Origin of the sequence: Klebsiella sp. 7-CIP_Kleb., from assembly GCF_050378655.1 — a bacterium.
GTDB classification, from domain to species: domain Bacteria; phylum Pseudomonadota; class Gammaproteobacteria; order Enterobacterales; family Enterobacteriaceae; genus Klebsiella; species Klebsiella quasipneumoniae.
The window spans coordinates 311,183-332,125 of the sequence record NZ_JBNRLJ010000005.1; the positions used below are offsets into that span (position 1 = coordinate 311,183).

Consider the following 20,943-nt stretch of genomic DNA (forward strand, 5'->3'; position numbering starts at 1 on the left):
ATAGAACAGCGGCGCACGTTATGCTTCCTGACTGACCATCCAGCAAAGCGAAGTACCGGATCGACTATTGGTTACAATACACCCAGCCAGTTGCGCAAAACAACACCAACTCAATAACATTTCATTTACTTTTACATGGCTTTAAGCGTTGTGATGAGAACATGTTCCTTATACGGTTTTTTTGCTAAAATATGCCCCCTTCATAACATTATTGACCTATCCCTTCGCGGATTATTTGCATAAAAATTCACGGTTATGCATAATGATGTTGATTTTACCACCATAATCTGGGTGACTTATGCGAAGTTCGGCAAAACAAGAAGAACTGGTTAAAGCGTTTAAAGCGCTGCTTAAAGAAGAGAAATTCAGCTCGCAGGGAGAGATCGTTCAGGCGCTGCAGGAAGAGGGCTTCGAGAATATCAACCAATCGAAGGTTTCCCGCATGCTCACCAAATTTGGCGCGGTTCGTACCCGTAACGCCAAAATGGAAATGGTCTATTGCCTGCCTGCCGAGCTTGGCGTGCCGACCACCTCCAGCCCGCTGAAAAATCTGGTGCTGGATATCGACTATAACGATGCCGTCGTGGTGATCCATACCAGCCCCGGTGCAGCGCAGCTGATCGCCCGTCTTCTCGACTCGCTGGGCAAGGCGGAAGGTATTCTTGGCAGCATCGCCGGGGATGACACCATCTTCACCACGCCAGCGCGTGGTTTCACAGTGAAAGATCTGCACGACGCTATCCTGGTGCTGTTCGAACAGGAACTCTGAGCATTCCCCTCTGGCAATCGTCAGAGGGTGGATTACCTCCTCTTCTCTCTTCCCCCTTTCAACTCAACAAAAATTTAACATTTTGTGTGATTTAGCCTGTCTATACGTTCTTTTACGTAAGGCAAACGCCTAAAACGCACAAAAGATCAAAATCATATACCTTTATGATTTTATTAGAAATAAAACTTATCTCCGTCTACGACTTGTCATTTTTAATTCTTATCGGTTATAAAAAGCGCAATCCATTGTAACTATTAACGCACAAAACAATTAGCATGGTATTAATATTTTTGGTGATTAGTGTATACTTGTTTTTGTGATGAGGGTCACGAAACAAAGACCCTCAACAAAAAGATTCGACGAGGTGAACATCATGAAAATCAAAACCACTGTAGCAGCTCTCAGCATCCTGTCCGTCATGTCGTTTGGCGCTTTCGCCGCTGACGTTATCAACAGCGAGCAGGCCCAGGGCCGCGAGGCCATCGGCACAGTATCCGTCGGCGCGGTAGCATCATCCCCGATGGATATGCATGAAATGCTGAACAAAAAAGCGCAGGAAGAAGGAGCTTCTTCTTACCGCATTATCGAAGCCCGCACTGGCGACCACTGGCATGCCACTGCTGAGCTGTATAAATAAGTTTTAGATCGTCAACGATTAACCGACAAAAATTCTCTACCGCGGCCCGGCCCCATTCATCGCCCGCCGCGGCGAAACAAAGACTGGAGTAAAGATTATGAAACGCGCAATGATCATCGCATCCCTTGGCCTGGCTTCCCTTCTCTCTTTCGGCGCAAGTGCGGCCGTTCAACAAGTGAACGCTGAACAAGCACAAAACCTGCAGTCCATGGGCACCATCTCGGTTTCCCAGGTAGGTAGTGCGCCAATGGACATGCGTCAGGAACTGGCCGCTAAAGCTGAGAAAGAAGGCGCCAGCAGCTACCGTATTATTGAAGCACGTACCGGCGATAGCTGGCACGCCACCGCTGAGCTGTACAAATAAACCCTCGTCGTCTTATTTCGACGACTTGCCCCCGCCTGCCGGGGGCTTTTTTATGCCTGCCGGGCGTTAAAACGTAACTCCCCCTCCAGCTCTTCTTCTGCTTCATCAAATAATAAAATTAATGCCCCAAAGCGCCGACGCTGCTTGTCATTTAAATGGATGAACTCAATGTCCAGCGGCAGCGGCAGCAGCCCACCGGTCACCGCGTCCCATAGCGAATCAAGGTTGTTGACCTTATCCTGAGCCAGCTCGAAGGTCCGGGAGAACTCCCGGTAGAAATCCTGTTGCTCGGCGATTTCGTCAAAATCAAACGTATAGGTGGTCATGACAGCCCCTCCCGCTTCTCTTCCTGTCGCCGTTAAGTATAGCGATAAAAAAACCGACGCCTGGGCGTCGGTTTATGGGTTAACTGCTGGTCAGCACATGCTGGTACTTGTGCAACATCTCAACCAGTCGCCGTACCGGCTCGGTCACCTGCGGCGAAGCCTCCCAGACCCGCAGCTTCTCCTGATAAACATCAAGCTCCGCCAGCAGCCGGGTAAAGTAGCGCCGACGCTTATCATCGCTCCCGGCGGAGATGACATGATCCGCAGTACGTCGCAGCTGGCGATGGAACGCCGACAAATCCTCGTTCACCGGCACGGGCGCATCGCGCAGGCGCTGGTGGGCAATGATTAACGTCAACGCCAGACGGAAACGGGCGACATCGCCGGGAAATTTGTTGAGCAACAAAAACAGCTGCTGATAGAGCGCGGGCAGATGATTCTCTTTGCGACGCGCCGAATTGGTGGTCAGCGAAGAGACCGCCGCTGAGACAAACTGGTTCAGCAGCACCCGACCGGTTCTTGCCCGGGAGTTATCCCTGACAATCAGAATCACCATCAGGGCGAGGAAACAGCCGACGATCTGCCCCAGCGCGCTGTCGAGGAACTGACTGAACTGGAATTGCATCGGGTTATCCAGCACCAAAATGTTGATGGTGCTCGCCAGCGCCCCCAGCGATCCGAGGCGCCTTTTCTGCACTTCGATACCGATAAAAAACGCCATCGCCGCCAGGCTGATACAGAGCAGCAGCATACTCTGCTGCGTCGCCGGCATGATCACCAGAAAGTACAGGGTACCCAGCGGTAACGCCGCCAGAGTACCGTAGAGGAAGTCTATCGCCACCATTCTCGGGTTAGGTAGACGCATCGCCAGCGCGGTAACCACGGCAATCATTACCATCGCCCCGCTGCCTGAGGTCCAGCCCGTCCACAGCCAGAACAGCGTCCCGAGGATACAGGAGACGGAGGTGCGCCAGAAGTTCACCATCGCGTGGTGACGCTCGGCGGACTCCACTTTAACCACCGTTTCGCCGCGCAATACACCGTCTTCGATGCGGCTGATTTTGGTATTGCCCACCACGCCACGCTTAAGCAGCAGGTAACGGGTGGCTGCGCCTACCCAGCTGTAGATGGTGACCGGCGTATTATGCTCGCCTTTCCAGGTCAGGAAGCGACGCATACGCTTCAGCTGCTGGTGAACATCCTGCACTGTCTCAACCGGCTCAGCAAACAGCTCGCGGTAGTCGTCCGTCACCATTTCCGGTCGCGAGTTCTGAATCAGGTAGGTTTCGCAAGCCTGGGTGATAAGCGTTAGCGAGAGGGTATTGATCGCCTTCAGGCGTTGATTCGCCTTAGCCCAGCGAGAGGATTCCATAATCAGGTTACTGCGCATGCCTTCCAGCGCGGTGGTGCGACGCACCAGCGCACCCCAGGCCTGATCCACTTCCTCTTTTTCGCCGTGCGCAACGCATAACTGCATCAGCTTATACTGTGCAATCAGCAGGTTATCCAGCTCAAGGTCGATCTCTTTTTTAATCGAACGTGGGGAGAACAGCAGATCGGCGACGATGGCGCTGACAATCCCGATGACAATTTCGCTGCAGCGCTCAACGGCAAACTGCGGCGCCAGCATCGGATCGGTGTGGATGGTAATAATGATAATCAGCGCGGTGTAGCCGGCCAGCCCCCAGGCATAGGAGTTTTCGACCTTGACCAGCGACGAAACCCAGGTACAAAACCCTGCCCACAGGCAGCATACCAGCATCATCAGCAGAGGGGCGCGGATCATCAGGATGATGATAACCAGCGCCGCAATACAGCCGATAAAGGTCCCGGCAATACGCAACATGCCGCGATAGCGGATCGCGCCGGAGTACGGCTCTCCCCCGGCGGCAAAGGCCGGGCCAGCGGCGACGATTGCCGCGGTCAGCACCGCCCAGCGTGGCGTTTCGAGCTGAAAATGGAAGCCGACGAACAGCGCCAGCACCACCGCGCATGCAAGCTTAATGGCAAAGCGGAGATGCTGGGGAGCAATAGTATATGTCCCCATAGCGATTAACCGAATTCGCGCAGGCGCATAGCCAGTTTCTGGAAGAAGTTGGCCTGGCTGGTATCACGGTCTTCTTTACCGGTGATCACCACCGTCGCCGTGGTGCCCGATGGCCACAGATTCCCCTGCTGGTGGTCAAGACGAATACGTACCGGCACACGCTGCGCCAGACGCACCCATTCAAGGTTGGAATCCACCGAGGCCATCCCTTTCGAGTCGCTGCTGCTGCTGGCGTTGGTTACCCCCGCAGCGATACTGTCCACCGTGCCTTTAATGGTTTTGCTGCTGCCAAGCGGGGTAATTTCCGCCCGATAGCCAGGACGGACGCCTTCCAGTTTGGTCTCTTCCAGATAGGCCATGACGTAAAATGTATTCTCTTTCACCAGCGCCACCGCCGTGGAGCCGCGGGTGATAAATTCCCCGGTATAGACGTTAAGGTTGGTTACCCAACCATCCGCAGGGGCACGAATCTCCGTGCGCTCCAGGTCCAGTCTGGCCAGGTCGCGGCTGGCCACCGCTTTCGCCAGCTGATGCTCAACCGTCTGCAGCACATTGTTCGCCTGGTCAATCTCTTCCCGCGACATCGCCTGGACGCCAAGCTTATTACGCCGACCGGCTTCGACACGTTTTTCCTGGGCTAACGTCTGGTAGTAGGCAACATCGGCTTCCGCCTGCGCCAGCGCTTTTTGGTAACGAGGCTGGTCAATAACGAACAATACCTGGTCTTTCTTAACCAGTTGGTTATCCTTGACGTTTACCTGGGAGATCAGCCCGGAGACGTCGGGGGCAATGGCCACAATGTCGGCGCTAAAGCGCGCATCCCGCGTCCACGGCGAGGCGGTGTAGTAAACCCAGGCGCGGAAAATCGCTACGAAGGCCAAAATGACCAGTATCACGGTAATAGCAGTACGGAGGATATTTCTTGTTAGTGTTTTCACATCAACCTCAAACGAACAAGCGCGATATCAAATAAAAAAGGCAGCAATATAGCGCCGTATTAAACAGTGCAGGGTGCCAGACAAAATCGTAAATGCCGGTCGGAACCAGCAATCGGTGCACCAGCCAGAAGATGGCCAGCGACAACAGCAACTCGAAGAAGATCGGCGGAAACGATAAGCCGAAAATCACGATGACAGGAAACAGACTCATGATGACCTTGAATAAGAAGCGTACAGGTAGTGAGCAGATGCGTTTATTATGTAGCTAACAATATATTAACGTAACGATTGCCGCATTATCTACAATGTGTGATCTAAATCACTTTTAAGCCAGAGTGAATAATGGAACGATTAAAGCGCATGTCCGTTTTCGCCAAAGTGGTCGAATTAGGTTCCTTCACCGCAGCGGCCCGCCAGCTTCAGATGAGCGTTTCCTCAATCAGTCAGACCGTCGCCAAACTGGAAGATGAACTGCAGGTGAAGCTGCTCAACCGCAGCACCCGCAGCCTTGGCTTAACGGAAGCGGGTAAAATTTACTATCAGGGCTGCCGTAGGATGCTGTTTGAAGCGCAGGATGTCCATGAGCAATTATACGCATTTAACAACACCCCCATCGGGACGCTGCGTATCGGCTGCTCTTCAACTATGGCACAGAATGTTCTGGCGCGCATAACGGCGAAAATGCTGAAAGAATACCCCGGGCTCTCCGTCAATCTGGTCACCGGCATACCTGCGCCGGACCTGATCGCCGACGGTCTTGACGTGGTGATCCGCGTGGGTGCCCTGCAGGATTCCAGCCTTTTTTCCCGCCGCCTGGGATCAATGCCGATGGTATTATGCGCCGCGAAAAGCTATCTGGCGCAGGCTGGCAATCCGGAGAAACCGGCCGATCTTACCGGGCATGCCTGGCTGGAATATAGCGTGCGGCCGGACAATGAGTTTGTCATTATCGCGCCGGAAGGGATCTCAACCCGCCTGACCCCGCAGGGGCGCTTTGTGACCAACGACCCCATGACGCTGGTGCGCTGGCTGACCGCCGGGGTGGGTATCGCCTATGTGCCGTTGATGTGGGCGATCGAAGAGATCAATCGTGGTGAGCTTGAGATCCTGCTGCCGAGCTACCAGTCCGATCCGCGGCCGGTTTACGCCTTGTATACCGAAAAGGATAAACTGCCGCTGAAAGTGCAGGTCTGTATCAACTATCTGACGGAATATTTTGTCGACGTGGCGAAGATCTATCAGGGGATGCACGGGAGAGGGATCGCCCGCTGAAGCGGTTCCCGGAGAAGCCGGGAACCCGGTCAGGATCAGGCGGTGCCGCCGACGGTAAGATTATCAACCTTCAGGGTCGGCTGGCCAACGCCCACCGGCACGCTCTGGCCCTCTTTGCCACAGACGCCGACGCCGTTATCCAGACGCAGATCGTTACCCACCATCGAAATCTGCTGCATGGTCTCAATCCCGGAGCCGATCAGGGTCGCCCCTTTCACCGCCTTCGTGACCTTGCCTTTTTCGATCAGATAGGCCTCGGAGGTGGAGAAGACAAACTTACCGGAGGTAATATCCACCTGCCCGCCGCCGAAGTTAGGCGCGAAGATACCATAGTCCACCGACTCGATAATCTCCTGCGGCGTGGACTGGCCCGCCAGCATATAGGTGTTGGTCATACGCGGCATTGGCAGATGGGCATAGGATTCACGGCGGCCGTTGCCGGTCGGCGCGACGCCCATCAGACGCGCATTGAGTTTATCCTGCATGTAGCCTTTCAGGATGCCGTTTTCGATCAGCACATTGTATTGACCCGGCGTGCCTTCATCATCGATAGCCACCGAGCCACGACGGTCGACGATGGTGCCGTCGTCCACGACGGTGCACAGTTCAGACGCGACTAATTCCCCCATATGGCCGCTGAAGACCGAGGTGCCGCGACGGTTGAAATCGCCTTCCAGGCCATGACCGACCGCTTCGTGCAGCAGGACGCCAGGCCAGCCGGCGCCGAGCACCACCGGCAGCATTCCCGCCGGGGCGGCGACCGCCGAGAGGTTAACCAGCGCCATGCGCACCGCTTCTTTCGCCCAGGCATCGGCCCGCACTTCGCCCTCCTGAGAGGCGAGGAAATAGTCATAGCCAAAACGCCCGCCACCGCCGCTGCTGCCGCGCTCGCGTTTGCCGTCCTCTTCCACCAGTACGCTGACCGAGAGGCGCACCAGCGGACGAACGTCCGCGGCCAGAGTGCCGTCGGTGGCGGCCACCAGAATCAGTTCATAGACGCCGCTCAGGCTGGCCGAAACCTCCTGCACACGCTGATCCGCCGCGCGAGCGACTTTGTCGACCCGGCGGAGAATATCCAGCTTCTCTTCCCGGCTCATACTCTGCAGCGGGTCGATGCTGGTATAGAGGGCGCTGTGCTCTACGGCGCCGAGGGTCTGTACTTTGCCATTGCCGGTCTCGCGCACAATGGTCCGCGCCGCCTGGGCGCTCTGCTCCAGCGCCAGCTTGCTGATCTGGTCAGCGTAGGCAAAGCCCGTTTTTTCGCCGCTGACGGCGCGCACGCCTACGCCCTGGTCGATATTGTACGACCCATCTTTAATGATGCTGTCTTCCAGAACCCAGGATTCGTGATAGCTCGACTGAAAATAAAGATCGCCGTAATCGAGGCGGCGCTCGGTCAGTTGACCAAGAATGGCAAACAGGTCCTGATGATTCAGGCCATTTGCCGACAGTAATTGTTCACTTACCAGGTTCAGACTCATCGTTATGCTACTCGTTTGTTGCCGCCTGACAGGCGGAAATACAGAAGGCTATCTATTGAGATTGCGGCAATTCCCGGCAATCGTCAAATCATTGCTTTTTGTTGCTGCGCGCCTGGCGCAGCACTTCATTGATCTGCGGCTGGTCAATCGGGCCGGTGATGCGATAGCGCAGTATCGAGACTTTGTTCCACAGCGGCCCCAGCACCTTGCTGGCGGCAAACACCGCCGCGCCGACAATCGGGTTGACAGCAAAAGCCGCCGCCACGCCGACGGTCGCGGAGATCTCCGGCGCGACCACCGCCTGCAGATCCAGCTGGCGACGCACCAGATCGACCGACCCTTTCATGGCAATGTCCGCCTCCAGACCATCCACCAGCGTATCATCGGTATGCAGTACGCCATCCTTAATCCATGCCGTACTGTTAATCGAGTCAAAGTAAAAACCTTCGCTGAAGGTATCGCTGAAGTCGAAGCGCAGTTTGCGCAGTAGGGCATCGACGCTCAGCAAACGCAGCAGCTGGCCTGCATGCCCGGTACTCAGGTCGGTAAACTGCCCCTTGCCGAGGTGGCTTTTAATGATCCCATTGAGCGAGGCGACATCGGGTGACCAGGGCGGCGCGCGCCAGTGGAGATCGTAGTCGATATCAAACGGCGAATCCTTCACCGGTGTGGAAACGCCAAAGAAATCCGCAAATTCATCCGTTTTATTGCCATGCAGTCTGCCTTTCAGCGAGGTGCGCACCCCGGAAGGGGCGTTAACCCACACGCCGTCGGTCGTCAGCCGGCCAAACCCGGTATCCACCAGGCCGTTGGAGAGCGTTAAGGTATCGCCCTTGATCGTCACATCGCCGTCGATGCGGCCATATTTTTGCCCCCACAGCCAGCATTCCGCGCAGCGCAGTTGCAGATCGGGCCAGCCGTGGAAATCCAGCCGCGTCTCCGCCTGAGAAGTCACGTTCTCCGTTCCGCCCTTGCCGCTGGCGCTGGCCGGGTTGAAATAGAGATAACGCACATTTGCCAGCCACGGGGCATTGTCGCGCATCGTCAGGGTGGCGTTGATCTCACGCCCCTGCGCCTCAACCTGCGAGCCGCCGGCGACCGGCTGCGACATCAGGCTGACGTTGTTCCATTGCTGGCCGGCCAGCGCCAGCGACGGCGTACGCAGCACAATGCGCGGTGGAAAGAGGACGCTGCTGCTGACTTCATTCGCCGCGCCCTTCTGGAACAGCGCCAGCCACTGCGCGCCATCCATCGGCGGCAGATTGAGTTCAACGCCGGGCTGGTCGGGCAGCGGAGAGAGGCCTTTGCTATCCGTCGTGAGGATCGCTCTGTCCAGCGTCAGCTTACGGTTCAGCAACCAGCGGCTGTTAATATGATTCTTCGCGCCAACGGATCCGGTCAGGTCGAAGCTGCTCAGACCGCCGGCGACGTTAATTTTGACCGGCAGGGGTTCGCCAGCGGACTTGTTGACCGGTGAAGGTAAGTGACTGCTCACATTCTTCAGATCGCCATTGATATCAACCTTATAGCTGGCATTGCCGTGGTACGGCAGCTCGATAGCGACCTTGCCCTCCCACGGAACGCTACCGCTCAGCGTCTCATTAACCGCTTTCGGCAGCAGTCCGGTGCGCGACGGCTGCCAGCTGGCGTTCATCCCGACATCCACCAGAAACGCTTTTTCGCCTTCGCGGGTGGAAAAATTGAGGTTCAGCGGCTGATTAAACCAGGTCGCGCTCAACGTTTGACTATTGAGATCGCCATTCACAAAGCTGAAATTACCGCTTAGGTTCTGCAACGTAGTATCTAATGGTTTGATAAACAAGCTATTATTCTGCAGCCGTACATCGCCTTTCGCGGTGGTCATCTCGCCATCGAGGGGGATATTCAGATGTAAGCGAGCGCTCACATCCCCATCCAGCTGCAGGGAATCCAGCGCTGCCCCGAGCGACGCTTTCAATGGCGTGGTGTTGAAATAAGGGCCCACCTCTTTGCCCGGGCCTTTGATGTCAGCATCAATCAGCAGTTTTTCCTGCGCATAATCCGGGATCACGGCATCGAGATTGCTGGCGGTCACATTGCCGAGCATCGCTTTATCCGCCCGCATCCACAGGCCGCTGTTGATAAAATTGAGGTCGATATTCAGCCCGGTCAGCGCCGGCCAGTCCGGTTGAAAAGCGAAAGTGGCATTCTTCAGCGGGACGTAAACCTGGAACTGGCCTTCATTGTGCGGATACGGGAACAGATGTGGGTTACCGCCATACACCAGCGTCGCATCGCGGGCCTGCCCGGCTTTAATCGCGCCGCTAAGATAGTCCACCAGCGCTTTGCCCATCAGGTTTTCCGGGAAGTAACGCCACGCCTGGCCGCCATCGTTGGTGCTGATCCCCGCCAGAATGCCCAGCCACGGATCGTCCCCCTGCGGTTGCAGATAGCGGAAGCCGCCGCGGGCGCGTACCCCCGTCGCCTGCACGTCAATATCGCGGCCATCAAGCATAAAGCCTTTGTCATTTTTCACCCAGCTGAGGGTGGCTTCGCCAGCGGCGATCTCCAGCGGGGCCCGGAAAACTCCGGCATACGGCATCTGCGCCTTCGTCATGCGGGCGCGCAGTTCCCCGTGCTCCACGCTGCCATTCAGGCTGCCGGAAAAGTGTTCCGCTCCCGGCAGGAGTTTCCACTGCTTCCACGCCAGATCGCTCCACTGCGCCTGAAAGCGCGTTTTCTCCGTCGCCTGCAGGGGAATATCGAGAGCCAGCAGATTGATTTTGCCGCTGGGCTGCGTGGTGCGCCAGAGTTCGCCCAAAGAAGGCGCCAGCTTATCGGCAAACGGCTGCAATCCGCTCAGGCCACTGAGCGCTAAATTGCTGGCGCGAATACGTAATTCATCGCTACGCTGATGACCGTCGCCACCGACATCCTGCCCCGGGATCCACGCCATCGCCAGCGCGCCGCTTGGCCACGGTTTATCGTCGATCGCGATCCGCGTATCGGGAATATAGAAGCCCCAGCTCTGCTTGTCGTGAGAGAGATGCGCCGTCAGGTTATCCACTGACAGATGATGAACCTCGCTATCCCCTTGCCAGCTGGCGCCCCCTTTTTTCAGCCATACGTCGCCGCTGGCTACATCGCCTTTTTCAATAGTCATCCAGCCTTCGAGGCTGAAGCGGGCGCTTTTCAGCGCGATATTGTCCTGCATCCAGCGGCCTAGCCAGGGTTTGACGTCAATATCGTCAGCCTGCAGCCAGACCCGGCCTTTATTCAGCAGGCCATCCTCATCGCGGAGATCCATCCGCACCTGCATGACGCCATGCTGGCCGGTGAGACTGGAAAGGCTGAGCTGCCCCTCGGCGCGGTGACGGTTCCTGCCGTTAAGCCAGGTCAGCTGCGGGACCGCCAGCTCCGCCCGCTGACCAGAAATGGTCAGGAAGCTCAGATGGCTGTCGCGCAGAGTAAAGTGGTCGAACTGACGTAAAAAGAGATCGCTGATGCGGTCGGTTTTCAGACTTTCGCCGCCGTCATTGGTCTGAATCGGGGTATTGGTATGGACCTGCAGCTGCCAGAAGGTGAGATCGCGAAACTGCCAGCGCATATGCAGCAGACTTTGCCAGACGTCCAGCGCCAGGGTCACGCGCTTGACCGCCATTGTCCCGCCATCCTTCAGCCCAACATGAATATCGCGGACATCTAATGTTGGGCCAAAAGTTTGCCAGCTGGCGGCGATCTGCGAGGCATCCACCGGCGTGCCGGTGAGGGCGGAGATTTTCTCCAGCAGCTGCGGACGCCAGGCGTCGAGCTGCGGCAACACGAGACGCAAGCCACTCACCAGCAGCGCGACGATAACAATCAATGTTGCCACGGTGAGCAATAAAATCCCGGGCAGTCGCCTCACGCCTCTCTCCTTGTCAGCCGCACAATGACGCGGTGTCTTACATCATAACCACATCGAACTGCTCTTGATTATAGAGCGGCTCAATTTGTACCTTCACCTGCTTGCCGACAAAGATCTCCACTTCAGCCAGCGCATGCGACTCTTCCCCTTTCAGGGTTTCCGCCACCGCAGGGGAAGCATAGACCAGGAAGCGATCGGAATCATAAGCATGATGCACGCGAACGATCTCACGCATAATCTCATAGCATACCGTTTCCACGGACTTTACCGTTCCGCGTCCGTGGCAGGTCGGGCATTCGTTGCACAGCACATGCTCCACGCTTTCGCGGGTGCGTTTCCGCGTCATCTCCACCAGACCCAGCTGGGAGAAACCGTTGATGCTGGTCTTCACCCGGTCTTTGCTGAGGGCCTGCTCCAGGGAGTGCAACACCCGCCGGCGATGGTCTTCATTGTTCATGTCGATGAAATCAATGATGATAATGCCGCCGAGGTTACGCAAACGCAGCTGGCGGGCTATCGCCTGGGTGGCTTCGATATTGGTATTGAAGATAGTATCGTCAAGATTGCGGTGTCCAACAAACGCCCCGGTGTTGATATCGATGGTGGTCATCGCCTCGGTCTGGTCGATGATCAGATACCCCCCGGACTTGAGCTCGACTTTACGCTCCAGCGCGCGCTGAATTTCGTTCTCAACGTCAAAGAGATCGAATATCGGCTGACGGCCGCTGTAGTGTTCCAGCTTGCTGGTCATTTCCGGGATATATTCGGCGGTAAATTCGAGCAGCGCCTCGTAGGTCAGCCGCGAGTCGACGCGAATACGGTCGAGATGCGCGTCGGCAAAATCACGCAGTACGCGCTGAGCCAGGGCCAGCTCGCCGTACAGCTGATAGCGGGTCTGGTTGCGCTTTTTGCGCTCCATCACTTTGGTCCATACGCGCTTAAGATAGGCGGCATCGGCGGCCATCTCTTGCTCATGGACCCCTTCCGCGGCGGTGCGAATGATAAACCCGCCCTGCTCGTCGCAGTACTCTGCCACGACCTTTTTCAGCCGCTCGCGCTCGGCTTCGCTTTCAATGCGCTGAGAGACCCCCACGTGGGAGGCGCCCGGCATAAAGACCAGATAGCGGGAAGGCAGGGTGATATCGGTGGTCAGACGTGCGCCTTTGGTACCGAGCGGATCTTTAACCACCTGAACCATCAGGTCCTGGCCCTGACGCACCAGTTCCGAAATATCGCGCACGGTAAACTGCTTTTGCTCCTCACCGGCAACGCATTCGGTATGCGGCATGATATCGGAGGCGTGGAGGAACGCCGCCTTATCCAGACCAATATCTACAAAAGCCGCCTGCATTCCCGGCAGCACTCGGCTAACACGACCTTTGTAGATATTGCCTACTATTCCGCGTCGCGCTTCACGCTCAATATGGATTTCCTGCAGAATACCGCCATCAATATACGCAACGCGCGTTTCGGATGGCGTTACGTTCACTAATAATTCAGCCGTCATCTTTATCCCTTTTCTTTACGCAGTGAGTTAAAGTTACTGAGCAACTCATACGTTTCCACCAGCGGTAAGCCGACTACGGCGTGATAGCTGCCATTAATCTTCCTGACGAAGCAGCCACCCAACCCTTGAATACCGTATGCACCTGCTTTATCTAAAGGCTCGCCGCTGGCCACATAATCGGCGATATCCTGCTCGCTGAGCGTTCGGAAGGTCACTTCCGTGACCACCAGACAATCCAACGTCTGCTGCTTATCCGCCAGCGCCACCGCGGTCATGACCTGATGGGTTTGGCCGGAAAGCAGGCGCAGCATCGCTGCAGCGTGTTCGGCGTCGCGCGGTTTTTCCAGCACTTCGCCGTTCAAAATAACAATCGTATCCGCTCCCAACACCGGCAAATCCCGCGATGCCAGCGCCACTCCGGCCTGCGCCTTTTCACGCGCCAGACGGACGACATAGTGCTGTGCGCTCTCCTGCGGCTGGCGCTGCTCCTCGATACCAGGAACCAGACGCTCGAACGCGAGACCAAGCTGAGTCAGCAGTTCCTGCCGACGCGGGGAACCAGAAGCAAGATACAGAGTTGTCATATCAACCTTATTGCACTGCAAATTGCTGACGCACTTTACGCATCAGCAGGAAGAGCCATGGCCAGAGGATACCGTTTACTACACTACTCCAGAATACTTCCGGACGGAAAGAGACGTTGATCACTAAAAACTCTGCCCAGAAAACAATGATATCCACGGCGAGGGATAACAGCATGACCACCAGCGCCTGTTGCCACAGCGCCAGGTTACGGAACAGCTGATACTTCAGCGCCACCAGATAGGCGACGATGCTTAAGGACAGCGCGCGAACGCCCAGCGTCGAGCCGCTGATGAGATCAAGAATAGCCCCCATCACGAAGCCCGTCCCCACGTTCACCCGGTGCGGCAGCGCGAGGATCCAGTACAGCAGGATCAATAATACCCAGTTGGGCCGGAAAACGCTGATGTCCGCCGGCCAGGGCATAATTTGCAGCAATAGCGCGATAAGAAACGAGAGCCAGATAACCCAGCGTCCCTGGCTACGGTAACTTGCCACTATTGCCCCCCTACAGGCTGCGACGGCTGAGACGGCGTCAGCCCGGTGGCGGGCGCCGGCATCTGCGGCCCCATCGCATCCGGCGCAGGCAACACCTGCGGCATCATCTGCATCAGGCGTTCGTTAGCCACGCGATGAACCTCTTCCGGAGTCATCGGGTTAGCGCCATTGCGATCGGCGCCCCACAGCAGCAGCAGATAGCGCAAACGCTGCAGACCGGCCGTCGGACGCGCCTGGATCACCGTGTAGGCGCGCTGGGTGTCAAGTTTCACTGAAGAGACAACCCCAACCGGATACCCTTCCGGGAAACGGCCGCCAAGACCGGAGGTCACCAGCACATCGCCGACGCGAATATCGGTATTGGCCGGCAGATGCTCAAGCTGGAGGTCGTCGGTGCAGCCGTTACCGGCGGCAATGACGCGAATGTCGTTACGCAGGACCTGGATCGGCAACGCATGGGTGGCATCACAGATCAGCAGTACCCGGCTGGTCATTTTCGCTACCGCCACGACCTGCCCCACCACGCCTTTATCGCTGATAACCGGCTGGCCTTCGTAGACGCCGTTGACGCTGCCCTTATCGATAACCACCTGATCGCTGTAGGGGTCGTTGACCGTTGAGATGACCTGGGTCACCATTTTTTGCTCGTCCTGGCGCAGCGGCGAGCCAAGCAGTTCACGCAGGCGTGCGTTCTCCTGCTTGTACTGGCCCAGCATCAGCAGATCGCTGTTTTTCAACAACAGCTCCTGACGCAGCGCGCGGTTTTCCAGTTCGAGCTGGTCACGGGTAGCCAGCGTCTGCGATACGCTGTCAAGCAGTTCCCGGGGACCATTAGAGACAAAGTAGAAAGGGCTGACGGCTGTATCCATGTACGTTCTGATTTGACTGAACGTACCCAGGCGGCTGTCGGCGATAATCACGCCAAGCGCCACCAGCACCGCCAGAATAAGGCGAATCTGTAGCGAGGGGCCACGGCTAAAAATTGGCTTCATAGGCTATGCGTATTCTCGTGTCAGTAAAGACCTGGGGCAGCGGGTAAGCCACCCCGGACCTTCAGGCTGACTACTCTTCGCTAAACAGGTCGCCGCCGTGCATGTCGATCATTTCCAGCGCCTTGCCGCCGCCACGCGCTACGCAGGTCAGCGGATCTTCAGCAACCACGACTGGAATACCGGTTTCTTCCATTAACAGACGGTCCAGGTTGCGCAGCAGCGCACCACCGCCGGTAAGAACCATCCCGCGCTCGGAGATATCAGACGCCAGTTCCGGCGGGCACTGCTCAAGGGCAACCATGACCGCGCTCACGATGCCGGTCAGCGGCTCCTGCAGCGCTTCAAGAATTTCGTTTGAGTTCAGGGTGAAACCGCGTGGCACGCCTTCCGCCAGGTTACGGCCGCGCACTTCAATTTCACGCACTTCATCGCCCGGGTAAGCCGAACCGATTTCATGTTTGATACGCTCAGCGGTCGCTTCACCGATCAGGGAGCCGTAGTTACGACGCACGTAATTGATGACGGCTTCGTCGAAACGGTCGCCGCCGATACGCACGGAAGAAGAGTAAACCACGCCGTTCAGGGAGATAACCGCCACCTCGGTGGTACCGCCGCCGATATCCACCACCATGGAACCGGTCGCTTCAGAAACCGGCAGGCCAGCGCCGATCGCGGCCGCCATCGGTTCTTCAATCAGGAACACTTCGCGAGCGCCTGCGCCCTGCGCGGATTCACGGATAGCACGACGCTCAACCTGGGTGGCGCCAACCGGCACGCAGACCAGTACGCGCGGGCTCGGGCGCATAAAGCTGTTGCTGTGCACTTGTTTGATAAAGTGCTGCAGCATCTTTTCCGTCACGAAGAAGTCAGCGATAACGCCGTCCTTCATCGGGCGAATCGCCGCGATATTACCCGGGGTACGGCCGAGCATCTGCTTCGCTTCATGACCCACGGCGGCGACGCTTTTCGGCGATCCGGCACGATCCTGACGAATGGCCACCACGGAAGGCTCATTCAATACGATGCCTTGTCCTTTTACGTAAATAAGGGTATTCGCGGTACCCAGGTCAATGGACAGGTCATTGGAAAACATGCCACGAAATTTTTTTAACATACTAAGGGATAATCCTGAAAGCTGGGGCGGAAAACAAAATCCGCTTACTTTACCAACCACACGCAGCAGCGACAAGGCGCAAAAATCACCTGCTGCGGTGAAAATTAGTGCAGTTCATTTCCTTTGTTACAAATTTTTCCGACTCCGTTCATTGCTGAAATCTTCAGCAGCGCTCCACGCCTGAATTTGTAACCTGTCAAAGGAGGGTCACTGGCATTTACATTGCGATGATCCGGCAGGTAGACAAGCACACCCCCTTCACGATGGCGCGCGTTATTCTACGTGAAATCACGCTAAACGGCAGATCAAACCGAGTATCTTTGCGAATATTTTTTCACATTTGTGTCAAGTGGCTGTGAGGCGGCAAAAAATTCCCCCTGCCCGCCCGTGACACCGCATTGGGACAGTACCAGCCACTCGCTGCGGCTGCGTACGCCCGTCGCAAAAACTTGCATAGGCATGCCTTTACAGGCTTCCACCAGGCTTTGCACCAGCAGCTGGTTCTCGCTGCGCTTTTCGATGTTGCGCGCCAGCCCCGGATGCAGTTTGATCAGCTCCGCATCCAGCTGCTTGATCCAGCTAGTTCCCACCAGGGTTAACCCTGCCTGAACCACCGCCACCCGAACGCCAAGCGCGTTAACCAACCGCATAACCGGCTGTAGACGGCCGATATATTGACAAACATCTGCCTCAGCAAGTTCAAAAATAATCCGCTGACGCTGCGATTTTTCGCACTGCATCAGAGCATCACGCAGCCAGCGCTGGAATCGCGGACGGATCAGCGACTCCACCGACAGCTGGAGCGCCAGATTCTCCTCGGGCCAGAAGCCTAAAAATGGCAGCAGGCGCGTCACCTGCAGGCGGTCATACTCCTCCGCCAGGCCAAACTGCAGCACCATCGGCATATACTCGGCGGCGATCACCTCTTCCTTACCGTCGTACATCCGCGACATCAGTTCACGGTGATGCACCCGGCCATCGCGAGTGACGGCAGGTTTCTGATACAACCGCGGCCCGCCGCGGCTCAGCATCTGTTCGATCAGCGTCCGCCAGCGAACGTTGCCGCGGCCTTTCTCCGGAAGGGTATCGTCATAGACCGACCAGCTGTTGCTGCCCTGCAGCACCGCGTTGCGCGTTGCTGCTTCAGCATGTTCCATCACTTGCGCCGCCGATTGTCCACTGCGGAAAGAACAGATGCCGATATGCATCATATCGTCACGATCGAGAATGCGCGTCGGAGGCAGCGCGTCCATGGCCTTCAGCAACAGTCCAGCGATGCTATCCGCCTCTTTTAACGTGCGGTGCGGCAGCAGCACGGCGAAGTCGCTACGGTGATAGCGGGCCAGCAGCGCGCCAGGGTAACGCATAATAAAGGTAGAGAGCAGGTTGATTAGCGTGAAGTAATGTTCTTCGGCCGCCGCTCGTCCCCAGTTGTCCCGCAGCAGATCAAACTCCGGCAGACGGATCATCATCACGATGCCGTACGCCCCCACCTTCTCCTGATCTTCGAGCAGCGTGGCCAACTGATTGTCAAAAAACAGGCGATTGTTCAGCCCGGTTTTGGAATCCTGTGCCGCATAGGAGCGAATCAGCGTATCCATCCGGCTGCGCTGATCGCTGGCGAATTGCAGCTCCGACAGCAGCATATCCAGCGCGCTACTGGTGCTGGCAGGCCATTCATAGACTGACCCGCGCACCTGCGGCCCGCGCTCGCCGCTCAGGATGCGCGTGGAACGAAGCTCAAGCAGTTCCTGACCTGCCAGCTGGCGGCGTATCCAGCGGACGGCGAAGAAAATAATCACCACCATGAAGCCGATGGAGATCGACAGCGGGGCGGTGATTGACAGCGAACGGAAATAGTTCACCATCGGGTCAACGTAGACCAGATGCAGGGTGATACCGGGATGTTTCAACGACGGGACCGTGATCTCACGGAATTGCTCATGACTGCCCAGCGGGCGGTAGCTGTCGGTTCGGGAGTGGCTGTAGAGCGGTTTACCGTTAAGCATGAAATCGATATGCACGATCTCTATCGGCGTCATCAGCTCATCCAGCTGCGGCTCAAGCTTATCAAAAGAGGTGGTGATGAGCCGGTTATCCAGCATGGTCGCCACCGCCTGAACCCGGTTTTCGACCTTATTCTCAATGCCGTTGTAAAAACTCAGCGAAGCGCCAATCAGCGTGACAAAGATGGTCAGGCTAGTTAGCAGCGTGATAAAGGCTGAGAACTTCGTCGTTAATCGCATCCCTGTGTTAACTCCGCGAGTGAATGACTGCCCGATGAACCATCAGGCTCCCGTGCCGGCGCGCGCCTTGACGCTAGCATTAACCTTTTAAAGCGCGACGCATACTATCAAAGATGGCGAGTCTGGCAATGGAATGCGTATTATCGGCGAAAGTATGCCGATAGCGAGTATAGTCGGCAGAAAAAATTTGCCAAACGCCGCCCGCCTGCGGCCTGCGCCAGAAGCGCTTTAATTTTAGACGCTGGATGGCAAACCCGCGCCAGCGGCGCACATTATTGCTAATTTTCCATCCTGCCAGCCTCCCGCCCGCTTTTTTCCCCTGCTAAAGATGCCGGGTCAGGCGCGTTAAAGGAAACGTCTTGCGCCACTTTCCGATGATTCCTGGACGACCGCGCCCCAGCTTCGGCGGTGGCGAATGCGCCTAATGTGCAATTTTTCGTGACATATTCGCGATTCATCGCCGCCTCCGTCATGCTTAGGGAAACGCATGACGGAGGACACCATGAAAAGAAAAAAACTGACGGAAGCCGACGTCACGGCCGAATCCGTTTTTATGCTCCAGCGGCGCCAGGTGCTGAAAATGCTGGGCATCAGCGCGACCGCCCTTTCGCTTCCCGCCGCCGCACAGGCCGACCTGCTGGACTGGTTTAAAGGCCACGACCGTCCGCCAGCCCCGGCGGGCAAGGCCCTGGACTTTGCTAAACCCGCTGAATGGCAGGCTAACCTGACGCTTACTCCGGAAGATAAAGTCTCCGGCTACAATAACTTTTATGAATTCGGCCTCGATAAAGCCGATCCGGCGGCGAACGCGGGTAGTCTGCGCACCGATCCCTGGACGTTGACCATCGGCGGTGAGGTGGCGAAGCCGCTGACCCTTGACCATGACGATCTGACCAAACGCTTCCCGCTGGAAGAGCGTATTTACCGTATGCGCTGCGTGGAAGCCTGGTCGATGGTGGTCCCCTGGGTCGGCTTCCCGCTGCATAAGCTGTTGGCGCTGGTGGAGCCCACCAGCAACGCGCGCTATGTGGCCTTCAAAACCCTCTATGCCCCGGATCAAATGCCCGGGCAGAAAGATCGGTTTATCGGCGGCGGGCTCGCTTACCCTTACGTGGAGGGGTTGCGGCTGGATGAAGCGCTGCACCCGCTGACGCTGCTCACCGTCGGGGTGTATGGCAAAGCGCTGCCGCCGCAAAACGGCGCGCCGGTCCGCCTTACCGTGCCGTGGAAGTACGGTTTCAAAGGCATTAAATCCATCGTCAGCATTGAACTGACCCGCGAGCGGCCACCGACCACCTGGAACCTCGCGGCGCCGGACGAATACGGCTTCTTCGCCAACGTCAATCCGCACGTCGATCACCCCCGCTGGTCACAGGCTAGCGAGCGGTTTATCGGTGCCGGCGGCGTGCTCGATGTGAAACGTCAACCGACGCTGCTGTTTAACGGCTATGCCGACGAGGTGGCGTCGCTGTATCGCGGCATGAATCTGCGGGAGAACTTCTAGTGCGTTTCACCGTCAAACAGATCGCCTGGTTGAAGGTTTTACTTCATCTGGCGGGGTTTTTGCCGCTGGTCTGGTTATTCTGGGCCGGGCACCAGGGCTACTTTAGCGCCGATCCGGCCAAGGATATCCAGCATTTTACCGGCAGGATGGCGCTGAAGTTTCTGCTGGCGACGCTGCTGGTCTCCCCGCTGGCGCGCTACGCGAAACAGCCATTATTGATTCGCGTTCGCCGCCTGTTAGGTTTATGGTGTTTCGCCTGGGCGACCCTGCACCTGACCAGCTATACCCTGCTGGAGCTGGGCATTAACAATCTGGCGCTGCTGGGCTCGGAGATTATCAACCGCCCCTATCTGACGTTAGGCATGGTCAGTTGGGCGATCCTGCTGGCGCTGGCGGCGACGTCGACGCAGGCGATGCAGCGAAAACTGGGCCGCCGTTGGCAACTTTTACACAACTTCGTCTATCTGGTGGCGATCCTCGCGCCGATTCACTACCTGTGGTCAGTGAAGATCCTCTCACCGCAGCCCATCATTTATGCCCTGCTGGCAGTCGCGCTCCTGGCATGGCGTTACAAGAAGTTTCGCCAGTGGTGGCGCTGAATCCGGTAATGTGCAGTTTCCCGCAGATCCTTTATCAACCGCGACTCTTTTTAAGATAGCGGTTGATAATCTTCCCTGATAAGACCAGTATTTAGCTGCCAATTGCTACGAAATCGTTATAATGTGCGACTTTGGCTTTCCTGACAGGGTTTTCTGACCCTGAAAAGGTGACAAGGGCGCA

The 20,943-nt window shown here is 56.8% G+C and carries 19 protein-coding genes; 6 read left to right on the top strand and 13 right to left on the bottom strand.

Features of this window, described 5'->3' with window-relative positions:
• Nucleotides 1-298 precede the first annotated feature (298 nt).
• The 3 genes from argR (at nt 299) to yhcN-B (ending at nt 1,770) form a co-directional block, all read left to right on the top strand.
• Complete coding sequence (gene argR / locus ACQUTI_RS18825; protein ID WP_002918625.1) at nt 299-769, top strand: transcriptional regulator ArgR; 471 nt, start codon at nt 299-301, stop codon at nt 767-769.
• Between the two features lie 373 nt (nt 770-1,142).
• Nucleotides 1,143-1,406 (top strand): peroxide/acid stress response protein YhcN, encoded by a 264-nt coding sequence (gene yhcN / locus ACQUTI_RS18830; protein WP_017899932.1) that lies wholly within the window; start codon nt 1,143-1,145, stop codon nt 1,404-1,406.
• Between the two features lie 97 nt (nt 1,407-1,503).
• Nucleotides 1,504-1,770 carry a DUF1471 family stress response protein YhcN-B gene (yhcN-B, locus tag ACQUTI_RS18835; protein ID WP_002918627.1) on the top strand — a complete coding sequence of 89 codons (267 nt, stop codon included), beginning with the start codon at nt 1,504-1,506 and terminating at the stop codon, nt 1,768-1,770.
• Nucleotides 1,771-1,820: 50 nt separating this feature from the next.
• Here yhcN-B and ACQUTI_RS18840 read toward each other — a convergent pair whose 3' ends face one another.
• The 4 genes from ACQUTI_RS18840 to aaeX all read right to left on the bottom strand — a co-directional run bounded on the left by ACQUTI_RS18840 (nt 1,821) and on the right by aaeX (nt 5,292).
• Nucleotides 1,821-2,096: a barstar family protein gene (locus ACQUTI_RS18840; RefSeq protein ID WP_002918629.1), complete on the bottom strand. Its 276-nt coding sequence runs from the start codon at nt 2,094-2,096 to the stop codon at nt 1,821-1,823.
• Nucleotides 2,097-2,175: 79 nt separating this feature from the next.
• On the bottom strand, nt 2,176-4,143 hold the full coding sequence (gene aaeB, locus ACQUTI_RS18845) for a p-hydroxybenzoic acid efflux pump subunit AaeB (RefSeq protein WP_004206233.1): 1,968 nt from the start codon (nt 4,141-4,143) through the stop codon (nt 2,176-2,178).
• A 5-nt stretch (nt 4,144-4,148) separates the two neighbouring features.
• Complete coding sequence (gene aaeA, locus ACQUTI_RS18850; protein ID WP_004206234.1) at nt 4,149-5,081, bottom strand: p-hydroxybenzoic acid efflux pump subunit AaeA; 933 nt, start codon at nt 5,079-5,081, stop codon at nt 4,149-4,151.
• 7 nt (nt 5,082-5,088) lie between these two features.
• Nucleotides 5,089-5,292, bottom strand: coding sequence for a p-hydroxybenzoic acid efflux pump operon protein AaeX (aaeX, locus tag ACQUTI_RS18855; RefSeq protein ID WP_002918640.1), 204 nt, complete (start codon nt 5,290-5,292; stop codon nt 5,089-5,091).
• A gap of 131 nt (nt 5,293-5,423) precedes the next feature.
• Here aaeX and aaeR point away from each other — a divergent pair, with 131 nt between their 5' ends.
• Entirely contained in the window at nt 5,424-6,353 is a 930-nt protein-coding gene (gene aaeR / locus ACQUTI_RS18860) for an HTH-type transcriptional activator AaeR (RefSeq protein WP_004206235.1), read from the top strand.
• A 35-nt stretch (nt 6,354-6,388) separates the two neighbouring features.
• Here aaeR and tldD read toward each other — a convergent pair whose 3' ends face one another.
• The 9 genes from tldD to ACQUTI_RS18905 all read right to left on the bottom strand — a co-directional run bounded on the left by tldD (nt 6,389) and on the right by ACQUTI_RS18905 (nt 18,930).
• On the bottom strand, nt 6,389-7,834 hold the full coding sequence (tldD, locus tag ACQUTI_RS18865) for a metalloprotease TldD (protein WP_004206236.1): 1,446 nt from the start codon (nt 7,832-7,834) through the stop codon (nt 6,389-6,391).
• Between the two features lie 88 nt (nt 7,835-7,922).
• Nucleotides 7,923-11,720, bottom strand: coding sequence for an AsmA2 domain-containing protein YhdP (gene yhdP, locus ACQUTI_RS18870; protein WP_094333687.1), 3,798 nt, complete (start codon nt 11,718-11,720; stop codon nt 7,923-7,925).
• Between the two features lie 37 nt (nt 11,721-11,757).
• Nucleotides 11,758-13,227 carry a ribonuclease G gene (gene rng / locus ACQUTI_RS18875; protein ID WP_004206239.1) on the bottom strand — a complete coding sequence of 490 codons (1,470 nt, stop codon included), beginning with the start codon at nt 13,225-13,227 and terminating at the stop codon, nt 11,758-11,760.
• Between the two features lie 2 nt (nt 13,228-13,229).
• Nucleotides 13,230-13,811, bottom strand: a complete 582-nt coding sequence (locus ACQUTI_RS18880; RefSeq protein ID WP_004206240.1) for a Maf family protein — start codon at nt 13,809-13,811, stop codon at nt 13,230-13,232.
• A gap of 7 nt (nt 13,812-13,818) precedes the next feature.
• Nucleotides 13,819-14,307 (bottom strand): rod shape-determining protein MreD, encoded by a 489-nt coding sequence (gene mreD, locus ACQUTI_RS18885; protein WP_002918648.1) that lies wholly within the window; start codon nt 14,305-14,307, stop codon nt 13,819-13,821.
• Nucleotides 14,307-15,299: a rod shape-determining protein MreC gene (mreC, locus tag ACQUTI_RS18890; RefSeq protein WP_048295643.1), complete on the bottom strand. Its 993-nt coding sequence runs from the start codon at nt 15,297-15,299 to the stop codon at nt 14,307-14,309. The genes mreD and mreC overlap by 1 nt, the downstream gene beginning before the upstream one ends.
• Nucleotides 15,300-15,369: 70 nt before the next feature.
• A complete protein-coding gene (gene mreB, locus ACQUTI_RS18895) occupies nt 15,370-16,413 on the bottom strand; it encodes a rod shape-determining protein MreB (protein WP_002918653.1) in 1,044 nt (347 codons plus the stop codon).
• Nucleotides 16,414-16,718: 305 nt separating this feature from the next.
• Nucleotides 16,719-18,659, bottom strand: a complete 1,941-nt coding sequence (csrD, locus tag ACQUTI_RS18900; RefSeq protein ID WP_004206243.1) for an RNase E specificity factor CsrD — start codon at nt 18,657-18,659, stop codon at nt 16,719-16,721.
• 79 nt (nt 18,660-18,738) lie between these two features.
• Nucleotides 18,739-18,930 carry a hypothetical protein gene (locus tag ACQUTI_RS18905; RefSeq protein ID WP_017899936.1) on the bottom strand — a complete coding sequence of 64 codons (192 nt, stop codon included), beginning with the start codon at nt 18,928-18,930 and terminating at the stop codon, nt 18,739-18,741.
• Between the two features lie 231 nt (nt 18,931-19,161).
• Between ACQUTI_RS18905 and msrP the strand changes: the two genes are divergently transcribed.
• Both msrP and msrQ read left to right on the top strand, forming a co-directional pair.
• On the top strand, nt 19,162-20,163 hold the full coding sequence (gene msrP, locus ACQUTI_RS18910; protein WP_017899937.1) for a protein-methionine-sulfoxide reductase catalytic subunit MsrP: 1,002 nt from the start codon (nt 19,162-19,164) through the stop codon (nt 20,161-20,163).
• A complete protein-coding gene (gene msrQ / locus ACQUTI_RS18915; RefSeq protein ID WP_004206245.1) occupies nt 20,163-20,762 on the top strand; it encodes a protein-methionine-sulfoxide reductase heme-binding subunit MsrQ in 600 nt (199 codons plus the stop codon). The genes msrP and msrQ overlap by 1 nt, the downstream gene beginning before the upstream one ends.
• Nucleotides 20,763-20,943: the final 181 nt, after the last annotated feature.

Excerpts from the sequence above, each read along its gene's own strand:
- ACQUTI_RS18840 (WP_002918629.1), bottom strand. The coding sequence starts at position 2,096 with ATGACCACCTATACGTTTGATTTTGACGAAATCGCCGAGCAACAGGAT.
- yhcN (WP_017899932.1), top strand. The coding sequence starts at position 1,143 with ATGAAAATCAAAACCACTGTAGCAGCTCTCAGCATCCTGTCCGTCATG.
- aaeB (WP_004206233.1), bottom strand. The coding sequence starts at position 4,143 with ATGGGGACATATACTATTGCTCCCCAGCATCTCCGCTTTGCCATTAAG.
- yhcN-B (WP_002918627.1), top strand. The coding sequence starts at position 1,504 with ATGAAACGCGCAATGATCATCGCATCCCTTGGCCTGGCTTCCCTTCTC.
- csrD (WP_004206243.1), bottom strand. The coding sequence starts at position 18,659 with ATGCGATTAACGACGAAGTTCTCAGCCTTTATCACGCTGCTAACTAGC.
- aaeX (WP_002918640.1), bottom strand. The coding sequence starts at position 5,292 with ATGAGTCTGTTTCCTGTCATCGTGATTTTCGGCTTATCGTTTCCGCCG.
- msrP (WP_017899937.1), top strand. The coding sequence starts at position 19,162 with ATGAAAAGAAAAAAACTGACGGAAGCCGACGTCACGGCCGAATCCGTT.
- mreC (WP_048295643.1), bottom strand. The coding sequence starts at position 15,299 with ATGAAGCCAATTTTTAGCCGTGGCCCCTCGCTACAGATTCGCCTTATT.
- ACQUTI_RS18880 (WP_004206240.1), bottom strand. The coding sequence starts at position 13,811 with ATGACAACTCTGTATCTTGCTTCTGGTTCCCCGCGTCGGCAGGAACTG.
- argR (WP_002918625.1), top strand. The coding sequence starts at position 299 with ATGCGAAGTTCGGCAAAACAAGAAGAACTGGTTAAAGCGTTTAAAGCG.
- aaeR (WP_004206235.1), top strand. The coding sequence starts at position 5,424 with ATGGAACGATTAAAGCGCATGTCCGTTTTCGCCAAAGTGGTCGAATTA.
- mreB (WP_002918653.1), bottom strand. The coding sequence starts at position 16,413 with ATGTTAAAAAAATTTCGTGGCATGTTTTCCAATGACCTGTCCATTGAC.
- rng (WP_004206239.1), bottom strand. The coding sequence starts at position 13,227 with ATGACGGCTGAATTATTAGTGAACGTAACGCCATCCGAAACGCGCGTT.
- tldD (WP_004206236.1), bottom strand. The coding sequence starts at position 7,834 with ATGAGTCTGAACCTGGTAAGTGAACAATTACTGTCGGCAAATGGCCTG.